General features: G+C 71.4%; 19 protein-coding genes. 12 read left to right on the top strand and 7 right to left on the bottom strand.

The genetic code is table 11. From position 1 onward, the window contains the following. Window positions 1-9 precede the first annotated feature (9 nt). Window positions 10-1,176: an isochorismate synthase gene (locus ACFQVD_RS12025; protein ID WP_343978341.1), complete on the bottom strand. Its 1,167-nt coding sequence runs from the start codon at window positions 1,174-1,176 to the stop codon at window positions 10-12. 20 nt (window positions 1,177-1,196) lie between these two features. Continuing rightward, entirely contained in the window at window positions 1,197-1,964 is a 768-nt protein-coding gene (locus tag ACFQVD_RS12020) for a 2,3-dihydro-2,3-dihydroxybenzoate dehydrogenase (protein ID WP_386271095.1), read from the bottom strand. A 375-nt stretch (window positions 1,965-2,339) separates the two neighbouring features. Here ACFQVD_RS12020 and ACFQVD_RS12015 point away from each other — a divergent pair, with 375 nt between their 5' ends. Beyond that, window positions 2,340-2,549: an MbtH family protein gene (locus tag ACFQVD_RS12015; RefSeq protein WP_343978336.1), complete on the top strand. Its 210-nt coding sequence runs from the start codon at window positions 2,340-2,342 to the stop codon at window positions 2,547-2,549. Between the two features lie 87 nt (window positions 2,550-2,636). Here the strand turns inward: ACFQVD_RS12015 and ACFQVD_RS12010 are convergent, their stop codons facing one another. The 3 genes from ACFQVD_RS12010 to ACFQVD_RS12000 all read right to left on the bottom strand — a co-directional run bounded on the left by ACFQVD_RS12010 (window position 2,637) and on the right by ACFQVD_RS12000 (window position 5,765). Next, entirely contained in the window at window positions 2,637-3,971 is a 1,335-nt protein-coding gene (locus tag ACFQVD_RS12010; RefSeq protein WP_343978333.1) for an RNA polymerase sigma factor, read from the bottom strand. Window positions 3,972-4,163: 192 nt separating this feature from the next. Then, window positions 4,164-4,541, bottom strand: a complete 378-nt coding sequence (locus ACFQVD_RS12005; protein ID WP_343978330.1) for a hypothetical protein — start codon at window positions 4,539-4,541, stop codon at window positions 4,164-4,166. A 48-nt stretch (window positions 4,542-4,589) separates the two neighbouring features. Next, a complete protein-coding gene (locus ACFQVD_RS12000) occupies window positions 4,590-5,765 on the bottom strand; it encodes an AMP-binding protein (RefSeq protein WP_343978454.1) in 1,176 nt (391 codons plus the stop codon). 116 nt (window positions 5,766-5,881) lie between these two features. Between ACFQVD_RS12000 and menB the strand changes: the two genes are divergently transcribed. Both menB and menD read left to right on the top strand, forming a co-directional pair. Further along, window positions 5,882-6,736, top strand: a complete 855-nt coding sequence (menB, locus tag ACFQVD_RS11995) for a 1,4-dihydroxy-2-naphthoyl-CoA synthase (protein ID WP_343978451.1) — start codon at window positions 5,882-5,884, stop codon at window positions 6,734-6,736. Window positions 6,737-6,853: 117 nt separating this feature from the next. Continuing rightward, window positions 6,854-8,512, top strand: a complete 1,659-nt coding sequence (gene menD, locus ACFQVD_RS11990) for a 2-succinyl-5-enolpyruvyl-6-hydroxy-3-cyclohexene-1-carboxylic-acid synthase (RefSeq protein ID WP_343978327.1) — start codon at window positions 6,854-6,856, stop codon at window positions 8,510-8,512. A gap of 40 nt (window positions 8,513-8,552) precedes the next feature. Here menD and ACFQVD_RS11985 read toward each other — a convergent pair whose 3' ends face one another. Continuing rightward, window positions 8,553-9,284, bottom strand: a complete 732-nt coding sequence (locus tag ACFQVD_RS11985; protein WP_343978324.1) for an ABC transporter permease — start codon at window positions 9,282-9,284, stop codon at window positions 8,553-8,555. Next, window positions 9,281-9,967: an ABC transporter ATP-binding protein gene (locus tag ACFQVD_RS11980; RefSeq protein ID WP_343978321.1), complete on the bottom strand. Its 687-nt coding sequence runs from the start codon at window positions 9,965-9,967 to the stop codon at window positions 9,281-9,283. Before ACFQVD_RS11980 ends, ACFQVD_RS11985 begins: the two co-directional genes overlap by 4 nt. 155 nt (window positions 9,968-10,122) lie before the next feature. Between ACFQVD_RS11980 and ACFQVD_RS11975 the strand changes: the two genes are divergently transcribed. The 9 genes from ACFQVD_RS11975 (at window position 10,123) to clpB (ending at window position 19,378) form a co-directional block, all read left to right on the top strand. Then, window positions 10,123-10,893, top strand: coding sequence for a histidine kinase dimerization/phosphoacceptor domain-containing protein (locus ACFQVD_RS11975; protein ID WP_343978318.1), 771 nt, complete (start codon window positions 10,123-10,125; stop codon window positions 10,891-10,893). Beyond that, window positions 10,890-11,222: a sensor histidine kinase gene (locus ACFQVD_RS11970; RefSeq protein ID WP_386368490.1), complete on the top strand. Its 333-nt coding sequence runs from the start codon at window positions 10,890-10,892 to the stop codon at window positions 11,220-11,222. Before ACFQVD_RS11975 ends, ACFQVD_RS11970 begins: the two co-directional genes overlap by 4 nt. Before the next feature lie 175 nt (window positions 11,223-11,397). Then, window positions 11,398-12,039 (top strand): response regulator transcription factor, encoded by a 642-nt coding sequence (locus ACFQVD_RS11965; RefSeq protein WP_343978315.1) that lies wholly within the window; start codon window positions 11,398-11,400, stop codon window positions 12,037-12,039. 169 nt (window positions 12,040-12,208) lie between these two features. Beyond that, complete coding sequence (locus ACFQVD_RS11960; RefSeq protein ID WP_343978311.1) at window positions 12,209-12,691, top strand: general stress protein; 483 nt, start codon at window positions 12,209-12,211, stop codon at window positions 12,689-12,691. Between the two features lie 131 nt (window positions 12,692-12,822). After that, entirely contained in the window at window positions 12,823-14,721 is a 1,899-nt protein-coding gene (gene dnaK, locus ACFQVD_RS11955) for a molecular chaperone DnaK (RefSeq protein ID WP_343978308.1), read from the top strand. Next, window positions 14,714-15,394: a nucleotide exchange factor GrpE gene (locus tag ACFQVD_RS11950; RefSeq protein WP_343978305.1), complete on the top strand. Its 681-nt coding sequence runs from the start codon at window positions 14,714-14,716 to the stop codon at window positions 15,392-15,394. Before dnaK ends, ACFQVD_RS11950 begins: the two co-directional genes overlap by 8 nt. Then, a complete protein-coding gene (locus tag ACFQVD_RS11945) occupies window positions 15,394-16,350 on the top strand; it encodes a DnaJ C-terminal domain-containing protein (protein WP_343978302.1) in 957 nt (318 codons plus the stop codon). The genes ACFQVD_RS11950 and ACFQVD_RS11945 overlap by 1 nt, the downstream gene beginning before the upstream one ends. Continuing rightward, the gene (locus ACFQVD_RS11940) at window positions 16,347-16,781 is read left to right on the top strand and encodes a chaperone modulator CbpM (protein WP_343978299.1); all 435 of its coding nucleotides are present in this window, start codon (window positions 16,347-16,349) and stop codon (window positions 16,779-16,781) included. The genes ACFQVD_RS11945 and ACFQVD_RS11940 overlap by 4 nt, the downstream gene beginning before the upstream one ends. After that, window positions 16,778-19,378: an ATP-dependent chaperone ClpB gene (clpB, locus tag ACFQVD_RS11935; protein WP_343978448.1), complete on the top strand. Its 2,601-nt coding sequence runs from the start codon at window positions 16,778-16,780 to the stop codon at window positions 19,376-19,378. The genes ACFQVD_RS11940 and clpB overlap by 4 nt, the downstream gene beginning before the upstream one ends. The last annotated feature ends 143 nt before the right edge of the window (window positions 19,379-19,521 follow it).

Genomic DNA, 19,521 nt, shown 5'->3' with positions numbered 1-19,521 from the left:
GCGGCCTCTTCACCTCTCCGATCTCTCTCCGGGGCAGGGGGCGGAGTCCAGGTCCAGGCCGAGGGCGTGCAGGAGGGTGCGGAACTTGGCGGAGGTTTCGGCCAGTTCCTCTTCGGGGACCGAGCCCGCCACGATCCCGCCGCCGGCGAACAGCCGGATGCCCGCGCCGGTCACCTCGGCACAGCGGATGGCCACCGCCCATTCGCCGTTGCCCGAGGTGTCGCACCAGCCGACCATGCCGCTGTAGAAGCCCCGGTCGAAGGGTTCGATGCCGGTGATGGCGGCGCGTGCCGCGGCGGTGGGGGTGCCGCAGACCGCGGGGGTCGGGTGCAGGGCGACGGCCAGGTCGAGGGAGGTGGTCCGGGGGTCGGCGAGTCGGCCGGTGATTTTGCTGGACAGGTGCCACATGGTCGAGGTGCAGATCAGTGACGGCTCGGATGGGACGCTCAGTGCCCGGCAGTGTGGGGCGAGTGCGGCGGCCACGGCCTGGACCACGACCGCGTGCTCGTGCTGGTCCTTGGCCGAGCAGAGAAGCGCCGCCGCCCGGCGGCGGTCCTCCGCGGGGTCGGCGCTGCGCGCGGCCGAGCCGGCCAGTGGGTTGGCGACGACGGCGGGGCCGTCCCTGGAGACCAGTAGTTCGGGGCTGGCGCCCACCAGGATCCGTCCGCCCGGCAGGTCGATGGCGAAGACGTGGCCGTGCGGATCGCGTACCGCCAGGCGTCGGACCATCGAGGCGACGTCGGCGGGTTCGGGCCTCGTCAGTTCCAGGGATCTGGCCAGTACCACCTTCTCCACCGATCCGGTGCGGAGCAGTTCCAGTACCCGCCGGACGCCTTCCAGGTGGCCCGCGGGTGTGGGGACGGGGGTGATCCGCCATGGTCGTGTGCTCTCCCTGCGTGGTGGCTCGCCGGGTAGGAAGGGGTCGGCCCAGCGGGTGCGCAGGGGGGTGACCAGGTGCGCCGAGGCGGGGTCGTCGAATGGGACCGCACCGAGGATCAGGTCGCCGTGCCCGCGTACGCTCTGGGCCAGTTCCCGCAGGGTGCGCACGGGGGGCAGCACGGCGGCGACGCCTCCGGCGAGGAGGGTGTGCCGGGGGGAGGAGAAGATCGATGAGGAGCCTGGCCGGTATTCGTCGAGGAGTTCGGTGGCGCTGATCGCCTCGTATGCGATAGTCAAAGCTGACCTTTCGGGGGATCTCAGGCCCGGAGCGTGGCGCCGCCGTCCACGTACAGGTCTTGCATGGTGATGTGCCGGGCACGGTCCGAGGCGAGGAACAGCACCGCCTCGGCGATGTCCGAGGGGTCGGCCAGCCGGCCCAGTGGAATGCCCACGCGGTAGGAGGACGGATCTCCCTCAAGCACGGTGCGGGGGTCGAGCCCCGCCTGCATCGCGGTGTCCGTCGATCCGGGCGAGACCACGTTGCAGCGGATGCCGTGGCGGGCGAGTTCCAGCCCGGCGCATCGGGTGAACATGACCGCGGCGGCCTTGGAGGCCGCGTATGCCGCCATGCCGACGCGCGGTACGCCCGCGGCGTTGGAGGCCACGGTGACGACCGTTCCGCGGCCGCGGGGGATCATGTGGCGGGTCACGGCGCGGAGGGTGTGGAAGACCCCGCCGGCGTTCACCGCGAACACGTGTTCCCAGTCGTCGGCGCTCAGATCGGTCACCGCGCCGGTACGCAGTACGCCCGCGACGTTGACCAGGACGCCGATGGGTCCCAGTTCGTTCTCGACCCTGCTGACGACGGCGTCAACCTGGCCGGGGTCCCTGACGTCGGCCAGGTGGCGGGCGATCGGCTCTGGCCGGCTCTCCCAGGGTCCGTCGCGCACATCGACTCCGGCCACGATCATCCCGGCGCGGGCGAGAGCCGTCGCGACGGCGGCTCCGATGCCTCCCGCGGCGCCCGTTACCAGGGCCACCGTCCCGGGGAGGCCAGGATGGTCTTGCCTGTTGGTCACATACACCTCACCAAAAAGTTTAGGTTAGCCTTACCTCACTTGCCCCATGCGTCAGGGGATGTCAGTAGATGTGAAATGTGATCTGGTCATGATGATATGCCGCTTGACGCCTGCGTCAATAAGGTGGATTTTAGGTTAGGCTTTCCTAATTAAAACCTGTCTCAGGAGTCCCCCCGGTCACTCGTTCGGCGCCGTGGCCAGGTGCTCTCCGAAAGCGTCAGGCGACCCTTCGTCCGCTCCCGGATCCCTGGATCCGGGAGGGGGAACCCGTCCGCCCGGCGGGTGACCTCCGTTCGCGTCGCTCGCCTCCCCTCCCCGAGAGGGGCACCCGATTCCGATCTCCGGGCCGGAGGCCCGGGATGTTCCCGCTGGAGGTACTCGATGACCAATCCGTTCGACGACGAGAGCGCGCCGTTCCTGGTACTGGTGAACGCGGAGGGCCAGCACTCGCTGTGGCCCGCGTTCGCCGGCGTCCCCGCGGGCTGGGAGGTCGCCCACGGTGAGGACTCCCGCGCCGGGTGCCTGGCCTACGTCGAGGGCTCCTGGACCGACATGCGCCCCAGGAGCCTTGCCGCCGCGATGGGCGGCTGATCGCCGGACCTCTCGCGGCGGCCCAGGAGACGGCGAAGGGCGCCCTCACGGACCGGGAGGTCTCGCGGGGGCGCCCTTCGGGGCGGGTCAGCTGGCCCAGTCGAGCAGCGGGCGTGTGTTGCTGGGGTGGCGGAGCTTGGAGAGCGACTCCTTCTCCAGCTGGCGGATGCGCTCGCGGGTCAGGCCGAGGTGCTTGCCGATCTCGTCGAGGGTGTGGGGCTTACCGTCGATGAGACCGAAGCGCAAGGCCATGATCTTGGCCTCCCGCGGGGAGAGGTTGCCGAGCACACCGCGCAACTGCTCGCCCAGCAGCTGGCGGTCGACGACCTCCGAGGCCTCGGGCGAGTCGATGTCCTCGATGAGGTCACCGATGGTGGTCTCGCCGTCCTCGCCGATGGTGGCGTTGAGGCTGATCGGCTGGCGGCTGGTGCGCAGCAGCTCCTCGATCTGGTCGGGAGTCTTGTCCAGCTCGACGGCAAGCTCGTCCGGCGTGGGCTCGCGGCCCAGGCGCTGGTGCATGTCGCGCTCGATACGCGACAGCTTGGAGAGCATCTCCAGCACGTGCACCGGCAGCCTGATGGTGCGGGCCGAGTCGGCGAAGCCACGCTGGATGGCCTGACGGATCCACCACATGGCGTAGGTGGAGAACTTGTAGCCCTTGGTGTAGTCGAACTTCTCCACCGCGCGGATCAGGCCGAGGTTGCCCTCCTGGACCACGTCGAGCAGGGCCATGCCCCGGTCCGTGTATTTCTTCGCCACGGAGACGACCAGGCGGAGGTTGGCCTCCAGCATGTGGTCCTTGGCCCGGCGGCCGTCCTCGGCGATCCACTCCAGGTCGTCGCGCATGACCGCGGACAGGCCCGGCTCGGCCTCCAGCTTGGACTCGGCGTACAGGCCGGCCTCGATGCGCTTGGCCAGCTCGACCTCCTGGGCGGCGGTGAGCAGGGTGCGGCGGCCGATCGACTTCAGATAGGTGTGCACGGAGTCGCCCATGACGGAGGAGTGGTCGTCCAGGTCGAAGGTCGATTCGGTCTCCGTCTCGGCCTCCATCTCCTCCGGGGGGTTCCACTCGTCGTCCGCCTCCGCCGCGGCGTCCTTGCCCTTGGCCGCGGTCTCGGTCTTGGCCGACGCCTTCTTCGCGGGGGCGGGCTTCGCCTTGCGGGCGGTGCTCTTGCGGGTGGTGGTCTTCGCCGCCTTGGCGGTGGCAGGGGAGAGCACGGGCTCGTTCTCGGCGGCCAGGCTGACGCCGGACTCGGTGAGCTCTCGCAGGATCGACCTGCCCTCGGTGGGGCTGATGCCCGCCTCGGCGAAGGCGTGACGCAGCTCCGCGAGTGAAAGGTGGCCCTGAACTCGCCCTCGGTCAATGAGCTGTTCGAGGGTCGTCGGGGCTTCAGATGAGGCCGCCACGGCGGTCGGGGGCATGAGGACACCTCCTCCATCACGGAGTCGTCTGATTACGGTTTTCAGTCTTCGGGTGGGGCGGCCTGGGGCCGCTCGGCGCACCAGTACCAATAACCACAGCCAAGAACTTTCTGTTCCCGACTTGACTCGGAAAATATGATGGGTGGACCGTCCTCTCGGCGATCCACCCGTGTACGAGTGCCTGGTAGGGCCCTATTCGGTCACGTCCGAGGAGTCCTCGATCACGTCAAGAGGGCCCTCGACCATGGGCATCGGGAAGGGCTCGGCCTCTTCCATGCGGTGCTCCGTCCAGTAGCCGACGACCTTCTCCGGATCCGGGTTGACCTTCTCGGAGAGCACATAGCCCTCCGAGGACGGGGGCGGTGCCGTCGGCGACGGCTCCTGTGAGGGCGGGCCGCCCCGGGACGAGGACGGGGCGGGGTCGTGCGGAGCGACCGGCACCGGATCGCCCGATGTTCTCCCGCTCTTCCCGATGCCTCCCGCCGCGGCGGCCGCCGTGACGGAGATGCCACCGGCCAGGACCAGGCTCACGACTCCAGCCGAGACCCATGTCTTGCGGGTGACGTTCATGAGATTGTCCTCCTGCTTCGGCTATCCCTTGGACGTGTGACAGCGTCTTCACGGTTCCCGGTCACGACCATAACGGAGAGTTTCCAGGTCCGGCTTGCCGTTGGTCAAAAGCGGTATTTCGGTCATTACGATCAGCTCGGCGGGAGCCGCGTAGGCGGGTAGCCGCTCCTTGGCGAAGGCGCGCAACTCGGCCAGGGACGGCGGGGCCTGCGAAACGACGAAGGCCACCACCCGTTCGCCCCACTCGGGATCGGGGCGGCCGACCACGGCGACGTCGATGATCGCGGGATGCTCGGCCAGCGCGGCGGCCACCGCCGCGGCGACGACCTTCTCGCCCCCGGTGTTGATGACGTCGTCGGCCCGCCCCAGCACGCGCAGCCGCCCGTCATCCAGGGCGCCCAGATCCGAGGTGAGGAACCAGTCACCGTCGCGCGCGGCCTCGGTGAGGCCGCGCTGGAGCCGGTAGCCGGAGAACAGCACCGGCCCGCTCAGGCGGATCCGGCCGTCGCCGCCGATGCCGACCCCCACCCCGTCGAGAGGCTCGCCGTCGTAGACGCACCCGCCGCAGGTCTCGCTCATGCCGTACGTGGTGACCACCCGTGCGCCGGCCGCGCGGGCCGCGTCGAGCAGGTCGGGGGGAGCGGCGGCACCGCCGAGCAGGATCGTCTTGAACATCGACAGATCCGCGTGGAGCAGGCGGCGCAACTGGGTGGGCACCAGCGAGACGTGGTCGGCGCCGCTGGTGAGCACCGCCTCGGGGGAGAACCCCTCATGCGTGATCGGCTCGGTCCCGCCCAGTAGCGCCCTCACCAGAACCTGCAGGCCGGACACGTGGGAGGGGGGCAGGCAGCAGAGCCAGCGCTCGCCCGCCCCCGCGTCCAGGCGCCGCAGCGAGGCCGACGCCGAAGCCCTCAGCGCCTCGGCCGACAGCTGCACGCCCTTCGGGGTGCCGGTCGAACCGCTGGTGGCGATGACCACCGCCACCTCGGCGGGCACGCCGACGCCGTCCTCGCGGCGGACCCCGTCGACGTGGGTCGGGCGCAGGGCCTCCAGCGTCGCCCGCAACGCGGGGGCGGGCAGGGCGGGGGACAGCGGCAGGATGGCCGGGCCCTGGCCTTCCAGTGCCGAGCCGACGGCCCGGAACAGCTCCGGACCCGCCGCGGACACCACGGCATGCAGTTCTCGTTGCACGGAAAGCCACTCCTCGTGCACAGGAATGGTCATCACAGTCGTAAGGTTAGTGCCGAAAGCCGGACAACGGCCGGGGACGGCCCCGGCGCAGCGGAGGGGGCGAAGCAATCGTGGGCACGGAGAGAGTCGAGCCGGGCGCGGACGAGCAGGTGGCGGCGGAGACGACTCCCGAGCGGGACGGTGCGGTCGACTGGAAGAGGTCCGGTCAGTACGAGGACATCGTCTACGAGACCGGCGAGGGCATCGCCAAGATCACGATCAACCGTCCGGAGCGGCACAACGCGTTCCGCCCGACCACGCTCTTCGAGCTCAAGGAGGCCTTCAACGCCGCCCAGGAGGACTCCGAGGTCGGTGTGATCATCTTCACCGGCGCGGGCGACAGGGCCTTCTGCTCCGGCGGCGACCAGAAGATCCGCGGTGACGACGGCTACGTCGACAAGTCCACCCCGCACGTGGGCAGGCTCAACGTGCTGGACCTGCAGGTTCAGATCCGCCGCTGCCCCAAGCCGGTCATCGCGATGATCGCCGGTTACGCCATCGGCGGCGGCCACGTGCTGCACGTGTGCTGCGACCTGTCCATCGCCGCCGACAACGCGGTCTTCGGCCAGACCGGTCCCAAGGTCGGCTCCTTCGACGGCGGCTACGGCTCCTGGCTGCTGGCCGAGACCGTGGGCCTGAAGCGGGCCCGCGAGATCTGGTACCTCTGCCGCCAGTACGACGCGCAGACCGCCCTGAACTGGGGGCTGGTCAACGCGGTCGTCCCGCTCGCCGAGCTTGAGGCCGAGACGGTCAGGTGGGCCAGGGAGATGCTGGAGAAGTCGCCGCTGGCGCTGCGCATGCTCAAGGGCGCGCTGAACGCGGTGACCGACGGCGCCGCCGGGATGCAGCAGTTCGCCGGCGACGCCACCCTGCTCTACTACATGAGCGAGGAGGCGCAGGAGGGCCGCGACGCCTTCAAGGAGAAGCGCGCCCCCGACTTCGGCAGGTTCCCGCGCCGCCCCTAGGGGCAGCGAAGATCCGAACGGGGCCGGTCCCGAGGCGCGCCGTCCCGCGTAGGCGAGGTCGGTTTCGCGCGCCTCGGGATGGACCTACCCCCGGGTGCGGAGTTAAGGAGGCGATGCGTGAATCCCGCGACCGCGCTCGCGACCGTGCTGGTCGACGAGCTCGCCCGCTGCGGTGTCACGGACGTGGTGCTCGCGCCGGGGTCGCGCTCGGCGCCGCTCGCCCTCGCCGTGCACGCCGACAGCCGTATTCGGCTGCACGTGCGGGTGGACGAGCGCTCGGCCTCCTTCCTCGCGGTGGGGCTGGCCCGCCGCAGCGAGCGGCCGGTCGTCCTGATCTGCACCTCCGGCACCGCGGCGGCCAACTTCCATCCGGCCGTCATCGAGGCGCACGAGTCGGGGGTGCCGCTGCTGGTGCTCACCGCCGACCGCCCGCCCGAGCTGCGCGACACCGGCGCGAGCCAGACCGTCGACCAGATCAAGCTGTACGGCACGGCCGTCCGCTGGTTCAGCGAGGTCGGCGCGCCCGAGGAGCGGCCGGGGCAGGTCGCCTACTGGCGGTCGCTGGCCTGCCGCGCCTACCAGCGCGCGCTGGGCCCCTACGACCCGGGCCCGGTCCACCTCAACGTGGCCTTCCGGGAGCCGTTGATCCCTGACGGCGACCTCTCCTGGTGCGAGTCCCTGGAGAGCGACGCGCCGGGGCCGTGGATCCGCGCCAGAGTGGGCTCCCCGTCGGTGGCGCTGCACCTGCCGCCGACCCGGCGGGGCGTGCTCGTCGTCGGCGACGGCGCGACCAACGTGCGCCGATACGTGGCGGCGGCGGGCATGGCCGGGTGGCCCGTCCTGTCGGAGCCCAACGGCGGTGCCCGCTACGGCGACCACGCGATGTCCACCTACCACTTCCTTCTCGGCACCCCGGAGTTCGCCGACCGGCACCGGCCGGACGTGGTGGTCACCCTGGGCCGTCCCGGGCTGTCACGGCCGCTGCTCAACTGGCTGAGTCAGGCGGACGAGCACATCGTGGTCGCCGCCGACATGACCCGCTGGCCCGACCCGACCCGCTCGGCCACCCAGGCCGCCCAGGTGGTGGAGATCCCGATCCCGGCGGGCGACGACACGTGGCTGCACTCCTGGCGTCGCGCCGAGACGGCGGCCAGGACCGCGATCGACGACGTGCTGGACAGGGCCGGGCTCAGCGAGCCGCGCCTGGCCCGCGACCTGGTGGACGCGCTGCCCAACGGGTCCCTGCTGTTCTCCGGCTCCTCCATGCCGATCCGCGACCTGGACCAGGCGATGCGCTCCCGGCGGGGACTGCGGATCCTGGCCAACCGGGGAGCGGCGGGAATCGACGGCGTCGTGTCGACCGCGATGGGCGCGGCCCTCGCCCACAACGGCCCCTCCTACGCCCTGATGGGCGATCTGACCTTCCTGCACGACCAGAACGGTCTGGTCCTCAGCCCTCGCGAGCCCCGCCCCGACCTCTGCCTGGTCGTGGTGAACAACGACGGCGGCGGGATCTTCTCGCTGCTTCCCCAGGCCACGCTCCGCGACCCCTTCGAGCGGATCTTCGGCACCACGCACGGGGTGGACCTGGGCTACCTGGCAGCCGCCACCGGCACGCCGTACACCTTCGTGAACGAGCCGGGCCAGCTGGTGAAGGCGCTGCGCGGTGAGGGGCTGCGCATCGTCGAGGTGCGGACGGAGCGGGAGTCCAACGCGATGCTGCACGGCATGATGCGCGACGCGGCCCACGCCGCCGTCCGCGAGGTCATGTCCTGACGCTCCCCCCCGCCCGCACCTGTGTCGGTGTACGGCGAGATCAGGTGATGTCGCGGCGGAGCGTCAGCGCGCGGGCGGCCAGCACGATCACCACGACATAGCCGGCGAACAGCAGCCCGCCGCCCCAGGCGGGCAGCAGCTCACCGCCCCGCATGTTCATGCCGCCCAGGGCGCGGGCCGCCCCGGTCGGCAGCCACCGGCCCAGGCCGGGCAGCAGCATGGTGAGCAGGTAGTCGGCGTACATGAACCAGGCCAGCGCCACCGCCACCGCCGCGACCTGGTTGCGGAGCAGAGCTCCGAGGCCCACTCCGAGCAGGCCGTACAGGACGACGCTGAGCATCGAGCCGAGCAGTACCACCGGCACCCGGGGAGTCCAGGAGGGATGACCGGCCAGGCCGAGCATGACCAGGCCCGCCGCCAGCGTGACCAGCGCCGACACCGCGCCGACGAGCAGCCCGACGATGCCGTACGCGGCCAGCTTCGCCCCCACCACCCTCTCCCGCCGGGGGGTGACCAGGAACTGCCAGGTGATCGTCTGGTGGCGGTTCTCCCCGGCCATGCCCAGGACACCGAGGATCAGGGCGAAGACATAGGACTGCTGGGCCATGTTGTAGACGTTCTCGATCTGCGGCGCCGTCGCGCCGCCCGACTCCGCCGTCGCGACCATCAGCCCCGCCCAGAGCACGCACAGCGGGGGTGCCAGGGCGACGAGGATCCAGGTGACGCGGCTCGCGCGGGCCTTGAACAGCTCGGCGCGGATCAGACGGCTCATCCGGTCACCTCCACGTACAGCTCCTCCAGGTCGGTCCGCGGGGTCAGCGGGCCCTGCCAGGCGAGGCGGCCCGCGGTAAGGATGATCACGTGGTCGGCGATCTGCCGGATCTCGGCGAGTACGTGTGTGGAGACCAGGACCGTGCGGCCCTGGTGGGTGTAGGCCCGCAGGAAGCCCCGCAGCCAGCGCATGCCCGCCGGGTCCAGGCCGTTGGCGGGCTCGTCGAGGATGAGGATCTCCGGGTCTCCCAGCAGGGCGGAGGCCAGGGCGAGCCGCTGGCGCATGCCCAGGGAGAAGCCCCGCACCCTGCGGTCGGCCGCGGCGGTGAGGTCGACCTGCTCCAGCGCGTGCGCCACACACGAGGGCTCCAGCCCCGCGGCGAGGCGGAGCGTCTCCAGGTGCGCGCGGGCGCTCAGCCCGGGGTGGAAGGCCGTCGACTCCAGTACCGCGCCGACCGTGGCGACGGGCCGGTCCAGGTCACGGTAGGCCGTGCCGCCGATCGTGGCGGTGCCGCGGGTGGGCGCGACCAGGCCGAGGATCATGCGCAGGGTGGTGGTCTTGCCCGCCCCGTTGGGGCCGAGAAAGGCGGTGAGCGTTCCTCGTTCCACGGTGAAGGACAGGTCGTCCACGGCGTGTACCCCGCCGAACGACTTGCCGAGATGAGTGACGCTGATTGCTGACATGGTCCCGACGATGACCTGCCGGCAGGTGCGGGCACATGGTGCCGGAGGTGGAGCCGGCAACCTCCACCCGGGAGGGGATCGTCGTGCGGTCGGGTGGAGGCATCTCCACCCTGGGGTCCATGGTCCCTTCCGGTAGGCACCGGTAGCTTGTCGTCGTGGCCATCCTCCGCAGCCCGCCCGTGCGCAGGTTTCTCGCCGTCCTGCTGGTGGGATACCTGCTCTTCGGCCCGGTGGCCGCCGCCGTCGAGGTGGGGGCGCCCGGGTTGCCCGCGGTGATCCCGATCGGCGCCCTCACCCTGGGGTGTTGCCTGTGGGCGCTGCGCGGTGAGGACCTCAGGCGCAACGTCCCGCTGCTCGCCCTCACCCTGGCCGGAGGGCTCGCCCTGAACGCGATCAGCCTCTACAGCGGGATGGGTTTCCTGTACGTCGTCGTCTTCGCCGCACCGTTCAAGACCCGTCTCTGGCCGGGGGCGACGCTGGTCACGGCCGATCTCGTCGGCACGACGGCGCTCTCCTTCGCCCTGGGCGTCCCTTCCGGCGCCGTCTGGGGCAACGCCGCCGGGCTCGCCTACTCCGCGGTCTTCGTCTTCCTGCTGCGGCATGTGAAGACGATCAGGGAGCACGGAGCGGCACTCGCCGAGGCGCGGGCGGGCGAGGCCGTGCTCGCTGAGCGGGCGCGGCTGGCCAGGGAGGTCCACGACATCCTGGCGCACTCGCAGTCGGCGCAGATCGTCCATCTGGAGGGGCGCGGCTGCTGCTGGAGCGGGGCGACGATCCGGCGGCGGCGCTCGACCGGGTCGAGCGGGCGGTGCGCCTGGCGCGGACCGGGCTGGAGGAGACCCGCCGGGCGCTCGACGCGCTGCGCGGGGAGGAGTTGCCGCTGGCCGAGCGGCTGGAGCGGCTGGCTGTGGAGTTCCGGTCGGTGACCGGGGCGCCCTGCACGGTCTCGGTCACCGGGAGCCTCGACTCGCTGGAGGCCGGAGCCCGGCTGGCGGTGGCCAGGACCGCCCAGGAGGCACTGACGAACGTGCGCAAGCACGCGCCGGGCGCCGCGGTCTCGGTGGCGCTGCGCCGCGTCGAGGGCTGGTGTGAGCTGGAGGTGTGCGACACGGGTGGCCCGCCGGGCCGGCTGTCGTCGTCGGGGGGAGGGTACGGGCTGGTGGGGATGCGCGAGCGGGCCGAGCTGATCGGCGGGTCACTGGCCGCGAGGCCGGGTGCGGAGGGCTTCAGGGTCCTCCTGCGGGTCCCGGCGTGAGCCGCTCACGGCGCGGTGCCGCCTCGGGGGCGGGCACCGCGCCGCGGACGATTCACGCCGGTGCGGGCCCCGACGCGGGGGTGGGGGAGGCGGCGCGTGGCCGCGGCACGGCTCCACCCCGGCGGGGAAGACGCCACAGAGCACGGGCGGAGTCGAGGGACGCGGGGGTGCCGAGGTGACCGTGCGGGTGCTGGTGGCCGACGATCAGACGGTGGTGCGCGAGGGGCTGGTGCTGCTACTGGGGCTGCTGCCCGGTGTCGAGGTCGTCGGCGCGGCGGCCGACGGCGGAGAGGCGGTCCGGCTTGTCGGCGAGCTCGGGCCCGACGTGGTCCTGATGGATCTGCGGATGCCCCGTATGGACGGGGTGGAGGCGACCCGCAGGATCAGGGCGGCTCACCCGGAGGTCCACGTGGTGGTCCTGACGACGTACTCCGACGACGAGTCGGTCTTCGCCGCGCTGGGTGCCGGGGCGCGGGGCTACCTGACCAAGGACACCGACGCCGAGTCCCTGGCCTCGGCCATCGCGACCGTGGTCGAGGGACAGGCCCAGTTCGACCCCGGCATCCAGCGGCGGCTGGCCGAGGCGGTGACGGTGAACCGCCGCGCGCCGGACCTGCCCGACGGGCTCACCCGCCGTGAGAGCGAGGTGCTACGGCTGATAGCGGCGGGTCGCTCGAACGCGGAGATCGCCGGAGAGCTGTTCGTCTCCGAGGCGACGGTCAAGACCCACATCAACAACCTCTTCGCCAAGGCGGGGCTGCGGGACCGCGCCCAGGCCGTGACGTACGCCTTCCGGCACGGTCTGGGACCCGACTGACCGCGACGGCGCGGCGGTGGGACACCGGTGGCGAACGGGGAGCCGACAGGGGGCGGGCCGAGGCGCGAGGGCGATGACTGTCAGATCTGGGGATGTGGGGGCGCCGTCCCGAGGGGCACGGTGAGCGGGTAAGGATCCACTTCGCGGGTACCCGTTGAAGGGAAGTGCCATGCCATCGGATGTCACCTTGAAGGCCCATGAGACGGTGGCGGGTTTCGGCGCCTACGCCGAGGCCCAGCGTGCCGTGGACCAGCTCTCCGACCAGAAGTTCCCGGTCGAGCACGCCCTGATCGTCGGAGTCGGGCTCCGGCTCGTCGAGAGGGTGCTCGGGCGGCTGACCTACCTTCGCGCCGCGTGGATGGGGGCCGGTGCCGGTGCCTGGTTCGGCCTGCTGATCGGCCTGTTCTTCGCGATCTTCACTCCGGGGCGCTTCCCCTTCGTCCTGGTCCTGTGGGGCCTGATCTGGGGGGCCGTGGCCGGAGCGATCTTCGGACTGATCGGTCACGCGCTCACCGGGGGCAAGCGGGACTTCCTTTCGTCGAGTTCGATCGTCGCCGACCGTTACGAGGTGCTGGTGGAGACCCCGTACGCCGCCGAGGCGCGCAGGCTGCTCAACGTGGGCATGTCCCCGCAGATGCCACAGCAGATCTGATCGGCGGCCCCTGAGCAGGGCGCGCGCCGGCGTGCCGTGCCCGCCACCTGGATCACCGGACTCACCGGGGCGTGGAGCGGCCAGGCCCGAGGATCGGGGCGGCGACGCCGTCATGTCCACAGGAGATCAGCATGCCTAAAACAGTTGGAATCGACCTCGGCACCACCAACTCGGTGATCGCCACGATGGAGGGCGACAAGCCCACGGTGATCCCCAATGCCGAGGGGGTGCGGACGACGCCGTCGGTCGTGGCGTTCACCGAGAGCGGTGAGCGCCTGGTCGGGCAGCTTGCCCGCCGTCAGGCGATCCTGAACCCCAAGGGAACGATCTACTCGGCCAAGCGCTTCATCGGCCGCCGCTACGACGAGGTCACCAGCGAGCTGAACGCCGTCTCGTTCGACGTCGTCCCAGGTCCGGACGGTGCCGTCCGCTTCAAGATCCACGAGAAGCTGTACGCGCCGGAGGAGATCGCCGCGGCCGTGCTGCGCAAGCTGGTGGACGACGCCTCGAAGTTCCTGGGGGAGAAGATCACCGAGGCGGTCATCACCGTGCCCGCGTACTTCAACGACTCCCAGCGCCAGGCCACCAAGGACGCGGGGAAGATCGCCGGCCTGGAGGTCCTGCGGATCGTCAACGAGCCGACCGCGGCGGCTCTCGCCTACGGCCTCGACCGCAAGGAGAACGAGACCGTGCTCGTCTTCGACCTGGGCGGCGGCACCTTCGACGTCAGCATCCTCGCCATCGGCGACGGCGTCGTCGAGGTACGGGCGACCGCGGGCGACACCCATCTGGGCGGTGACGACTTCGACCGGCGCATCGTCGACCACCTCGCCGACGAGTTCCAGCGGGACAACGGCATCGACCTGCGCCAGGATCCCCAGGCCCTGCAGCGGCTCTTCGAGGCCGCGGAGAAGGCCAAGGTCGAGCTGTCGGCGGTCAGCCAGACGCAGGTCAGCCTGCCCTTCATCACGGCGGACGCCTCGGGCCCCAAACACCTGAACGCCACGCTGCGGCGCTCCACCTTCGAGGAGATCACCGCCGACCTGCTCGAACGGTGCAAGCCCCCCATCCAGCAGGCCATGGCCGACGCCAAGCTCACCGCCGACGACATCGACGAGGTGATCCTGGTGGGCGGCTCGACCAGGATGCCCGCGGTGCAGAGCCTGGTGCGCCGCATGACGGGTGGCAAGGACCCGAACATGACGGTCAACCCCGACGAGGTCGTGGCGCTGGGCGCGGCGGTCCAGGCCGCCGTCATCAAGGGCGAGCTGAAGGACGTCGTGCTGCTGGACGTGACGCCGCTCTCCCTCGGCATCGAGACGCTCGGCGGGGTGATGACGAAGGTCATCGAGCGCAACACCACCATTCCGGCCCGCCGCTCCGAGGTGTTCAGCACCGCGGAGGACAACCAGACCGCCGTGGACGTCGCCGTGCTGCAGGGCGAGCGCGAGCGCGCCGCCGACAACCGTTCCCTCGGCCGGTTCCGGCTGGAGAACATCAGGCCCGCTCCGCGCGGCGTGCCGCAGGTCGATGTGACCTTCGACATCGACGCCAACGGGATCCTGAACGTTTCGGCCAAGGACAAGGACACCGGCGCCGAGCAGCGCATCACGATCAGCGAGAGCTCGAACCTGGACACCGGTGAGGTCGAGCGGATGGTCGCCGACGCCGAGCGGCACCGCGAGGAGGACCAGCGGATGCGGCAGGTCATCGACGCGCGCAACGAGCTCGACAGTGCCGCCTACCAGGTGGAGCACCGCCTGGCCGAGCTGGGGGAGTCGGTGCCCGTCCATGAGAAGGCGCGGGGCGAGATGCTGGTGAACGACGCCCGCGAGGCGATCAAGCAGGAGGCCCCGCTCGACCGGGTCCGCTCGCTCACCGCCGAGCTCCAGCAGGTCTACCACAGCTTCGGCGCGTCGGCCTCCGGCGCCTCCGGCCCGGGGAAGGGCGCGACCGGGGCTCCGGGCGGTCAGGCGGGTGCCGGCGGGAACGACGACGTCATCGACGCGGAGTTCACGACCGATGAGTGAGACAGCCGGGCAGGGCGGCCACGTCCCTGGTCGTGAGCCGGATCCGCGGGCCCAGGGCCGGCCTGGCGCCGAGGGGTCGGGCAAGGACCGGAACCGGCAAGGCGGCCAGGAGGAGCACGGCGGGAAGAGCCATGCGCAAGAACGGCGCGGTCAAGGACAGCACGGTCAAGGACCGCATGCCCAGGAGGCGCGCGGGGAGCCAGAGGCCGCCCCGGCCGACCTGGCGGCCCGGGTCGAGGAGCTCCAGGCCCTGGTGAGCGACCTGCAGGACCGCTGGCGGCGCGCCCTCGCCGACCTTGACAACCTGCGCAAGCGCGTCAGCAGGGACACCGGGCGGATGCGGGAGGAGGAGCGGGCGCGGGCCGCCACCGAATGGCTGCCCGTACTGGACAACCTGGACCGCGCGCTGGAGCACGCGGAGACCGACCCCGCCTCCATCGTCGACGGGATGCGGGCGATCAGGGACCAGGCGCAGGAGGTGCTCTCCCTCCTCGGCTACCCGCGCCGCGACGACGCCGGCGCCGCCTTCGACCCGGCCAGGCACGAGGCGGTGGCCGTGCTCCCGCAGGAGGGCGTGCCCGACGGCACGGTCCTGCAGGTGGTGCGGCCCGGCTACGGAGACGGCGAACAACAGCTACGGCCCGCGCTGGTCGTGGTGGCCAAGGGGGACTGATGCCCCCCGAGCGCGACTTCTACGAGATCCTCGGAGTGCGGAGGGGCGCGAGCCAGGAGGAGATCCAGCGCGCCTACCGCAAGCTGGCGCGGGTCAACCACCCCGACGTCAACAAGGACCCGGCCGCCGAGGACCGCTTCAAGGAGGTCTCCGAGGCGTACAGCGTGCTGTCCGACCCCGCGACCCGGCGCCGCTACGACGCCTTCGGGCCGAACTTCCGCCAGGTGCCCGAGGACGTGGACCCCGAGGCATGGGCGCGCGCCCAGGGCCGCCGTACGCGGGCCGGCGCGGGGGCGGGCCGTGCCGGCGGGGGCAGGGCCACGGGGCAGGCCGGTTTCGGGGAGGGGATCGACCTCGACGACCTTCTCGAAGGGCTGTTCTCCGGACGGGGAGCGCGGGGAGGCAGGGCCGGCGGAGGCTGGGGGCCGATCCCCGGCGCCGACCAGGAGGCCGAGATCGAGCTGAGCGTCGAGGACGCCTACCGGGGCGGCCGCCACTCGATCACCGTCGGCTCGCGCACGCTGCGGGTCGAGATTCCCGCGGGTGTCTCCGAGGGGCAGCGCATCAGGCTGGCCGGACAGGGCGGAAGGGGCGGCGACGGGGCACCTGCGGGCGACCTCTACCTGATCGTCAGGATCGCGCCGCACCCCCGGTACCGGGTCTCGGGGCGAGACATCCACGTCCTGCTCCAGGTCACCCCGTGGGAGGCGGCGCTCGGCGCCACCGTCGCGATCGACACCCCCGCGGGCGAGGCCAAGGTCAAGGTGCCGGCGGGCACCTCCAGCGGCAGGCGGCTGCGGCTGCGCGGCAGGGGGATGCCCGGTCCCCAGAACAAGGCGGGCGACCTGTACGCCGAGGTGCGGATCATGGTTCCGGCCCGGCTGTCGGAGGAGGAGCGGCGGCTGTTCGAGCAGCTCGCCGCTGTCTCCACGTTCGATCCGAGGAGACGGCGATGACCCATCCCTTCCCGGAGCGCAGGCCGCCCCACCCGGGGGCGCGGCCCTCCGGCCCGCGGGGGGCGGCCTCGGCCGGGGGCTCCGTCTCCCGCCCGGGGAGGGCGTCGGGCGGAGTGGAGCGGACCTATCAGCTCACCAGGCCCGAGCGCCTGGATCTGGAGACGTTCGCCAGCGCGACGGGGACCCACCCCGAGCTGGTGCGACGCCTTGTCAGGCTGGGCCTGCTCGAGGCCGGGACCGACTCCGCCGGGCACCTGTGGTTCCCGCCTCCCGAAGTGCTCACCATGGCGCGGATCCGGCGGCTGCGGGCCGGGTTCTCGATCAACTACGCCGCGCTCGGCCTCGTGCTCGACCTGCTGGACCGCATCGCCCAGCTGGAGGCCGCCCAGCGTGGGCGTTCCCGACTCACCGGAGGCTCGCCGTGGACATGAACCAGCTGACCCAGAAGTCGCAGGAGGCGCTGCACGACGCGCAGACCAAGGCCCTGCGCTTCGGGCACACCGAGGTGGACGGCGAGCACCTGCTGCTGGCGCTGCTCGACCAGCCGGAGGGGCTGATATCCCGCCTGCTCTCGTACGCGAACGTCGACACCGGCAGGCTCAGGGACGATCTGGAGGCGGAGCTGGGCCGCCGCCCCAAGGTGAGCGGCCCCGGTGCCGCGCCGGGCCAGGTCTATGTGACGCAGCGGCTCTCCCGCCTGCTGGACACGGCCAAGCGGGAGGCCGACCGGCTCAAGGACGAGTACGTGTCGGTGGAGCACCTGCTCATCGCCCTGCTGGAGGAGGGCAGTTCGAGCTCCGCCGGGAGGCTGCTGCACGATCAGGGGCTGACCAGGGACGGCTTCCTCAAGGCGCTCACCGCGGTCCGCGGCAACCAGCGGGTGACGTCCGCGATGCCCGAGGTGGCGTACGAGGCGCTGGAGAAGTACGGGCGCGACCTGGTGGCCGACGCCCTGTCGGGCAAGCTCGACCCGGTCGTCGGGCGCGACGCCGAGATCCGCCGCGTCGTGCAGATCCTGTCCCGCAAGACGAAGAACAATCCCGTACTGGTCGGTGACCCCGGTGTCGGCAAGACCGCCATCGTGGAGGGCCTCGCGCAGCGGATCAGCCACGGGGACGTGCCGGAGGGACTCAAGGGCAAGACGGTCTTCAGCCTCGACATGGGCTCGCTGGTGGCCGGGGCGAAGTACCGGGGCGAGTTCGAGGAGCGCCTCAAGGCCGTGCTCAACGAGGTCAAGGCCGCCGAGGGGCGGATCCTGCTCTTCGTCGACGAGTTGCACACCGTGGTGGGCGCCGGAGCGGCCGAGGGCGCCATGGACGCGGGCAACATGCTCAAGCCCATGCTGGCCCGCGGCGAGCTGCACATGATCGGGGCGACGACCCTCAGCGAGTACCGCAAGCACATCGAGAAGGACGCCGCGCTGGAGCGCCGGTTCCAGCCGGTGATGGTCGACGAGCCCTCGGTCGAGGACGCCATCTCCATCCTGCGCGGCCTGCGCGAGCGCCTGGAGATCTTTCACGGGGTGAAGATCCAGGACAGCGCGCTGGTGGCCGCCGTCGTGCTGAGCCACCGCTACATCTCCGATCGCTTCCTGCCGGACAAGGCCATCGACCTGGTGGACGAGGCGTGCGCGATGCTCCGTACGGAGATCGACTCGATGCCCGCCGCGCTCGACGAGCTCACCCGCAGGGTGATGCGCCTGGAGATCGAGGAGGCCGCGCTCGCCAAGGAGGAGGATCTCGCGAGCGGGGTCCGCCTGGAGGAGCTGCGCGCGGAGCTCGCCGACGTGCGCGCCGAGGCCGACGCCATGCGGGCGCAGTGGGAGGCCGAGCGGCACGCGCTACGCGCGGTCCAGAACCTGCGCGAGGAGATCGAACACGTACGTGCCGACGCCGATCGGGCCGAACGCGACTACGACCTCAACCGTGCCGCGGAGCTGCGGCACGGCAGGCTGCCCGACCTGGAGCGACGGCTGGAGGCGGAGGAGGAGCGTCTGCTCGCCAAGCAGGGGACGGCGCGCCTGCTGCGCGAGGTCGTCACCGACGACGAGATCTCGATGATCGTCTCCCGGTGGACGGGCATCCCGGTGAGCCGCCTGCAGGAGGGCGAGAGGGAGAAGCTCCTCCGGCTCGACCAGGTCCTGCACGAGCGGGTGATCGGCCAGGACGAGGCGGTGCGGCTGGTGGCCGACGCCGTCATCCGGGCCCGTTCCGGCATCAAGGACCCGCGCCGCCCGATCGGGTCGTTCATCTTCCTGGGACCGACGGGCGTCGGCAAGACCGAGCTGGCCAAGGCGCTCGCGGAGGCGCTCTTCGACACCGAGGACAACATGATCCGCATCGACATGAGCGAGTACCAGGAGCGGCACACCGTCAGCCGCCTCGTCGGCGCGCCCCCCGGCTACGTGGGGTACGAGGAGGGCGGCCAGCTGACCGAGGCCGTGCGGCGCAAGCCGTACTCCGTGGTGCTCTTCGACGAGGTGGAGAAGGCGCACGCGGATGTCTTCAACACGCTGTTGCAGGTGCTGGACGACGGGCGGCTCACCGACGCGCAGGGCAGGACCGTCGACTTCCGCAACACGGTCCTGATCATGACCTCCAACATCGGCTCCGTCTACCTCCTCGACGGCGTCACACCGAGCGGAGAGATCGAGGAGGAGGCGCAGCAGCGGGTGATGGCCGAGCTGCGCGCGCACTTCCGCCCCGAGTTCCTCAACCGCGTCGACGACATCGTGATCTTCAAGCCGCTCACCATGGAGGAGATCGAGCGCATCGTCGGCCTGATGTTCGCCGAGCTGCGGACCCGTCTCGAACAGCGGGGGATCCGGCTGGACGTCACCGAGGCCGCGCTCAGGTACATCGCCGAGCGCGGCTACGACCCGGTCTACGGCGCCCGCCCGCTGCGCCGGTTCATCTCCAGGGAGGTCGAGACGCGCATCGGTCGCGCACTGCTGTCCGGGGAGGCCTACGAGGGGGGCGTGGTCCGGGTCGACCTCGCCGAGGGGGAGCTCGACGTCACCTACCGATGAGGAGAACCGGCGACGTCACCAGATGTCGTGCGATGCCGGAACCGCGGGAAGGGGAGCCGGATCCCCACGGTCGCGGCGGGCACCCCGCGCTGCGGCGACCGCGGCAGCGCGCCGTCCCGGATCGCCGAGGCGGTCGAAACACG

Origin of the sequence: Streptosporangium amethystogenes subsp. fukuiense (assembly GCF_042665875.1) — a bacterium.
Taxonomy (GTDB): domain Bacteria; phylum Actinomycetota; class Actinomycetes; order Streptosporangiales; family Streptosporangiaceae; genus Streptosporangium; species Streptosporangium fukuiense.
The sequence above is the reverse complement of the archived record's forward strand: the minus strand, read 5'-3'. Positions and strand labels throughout refer to the sequence as shown.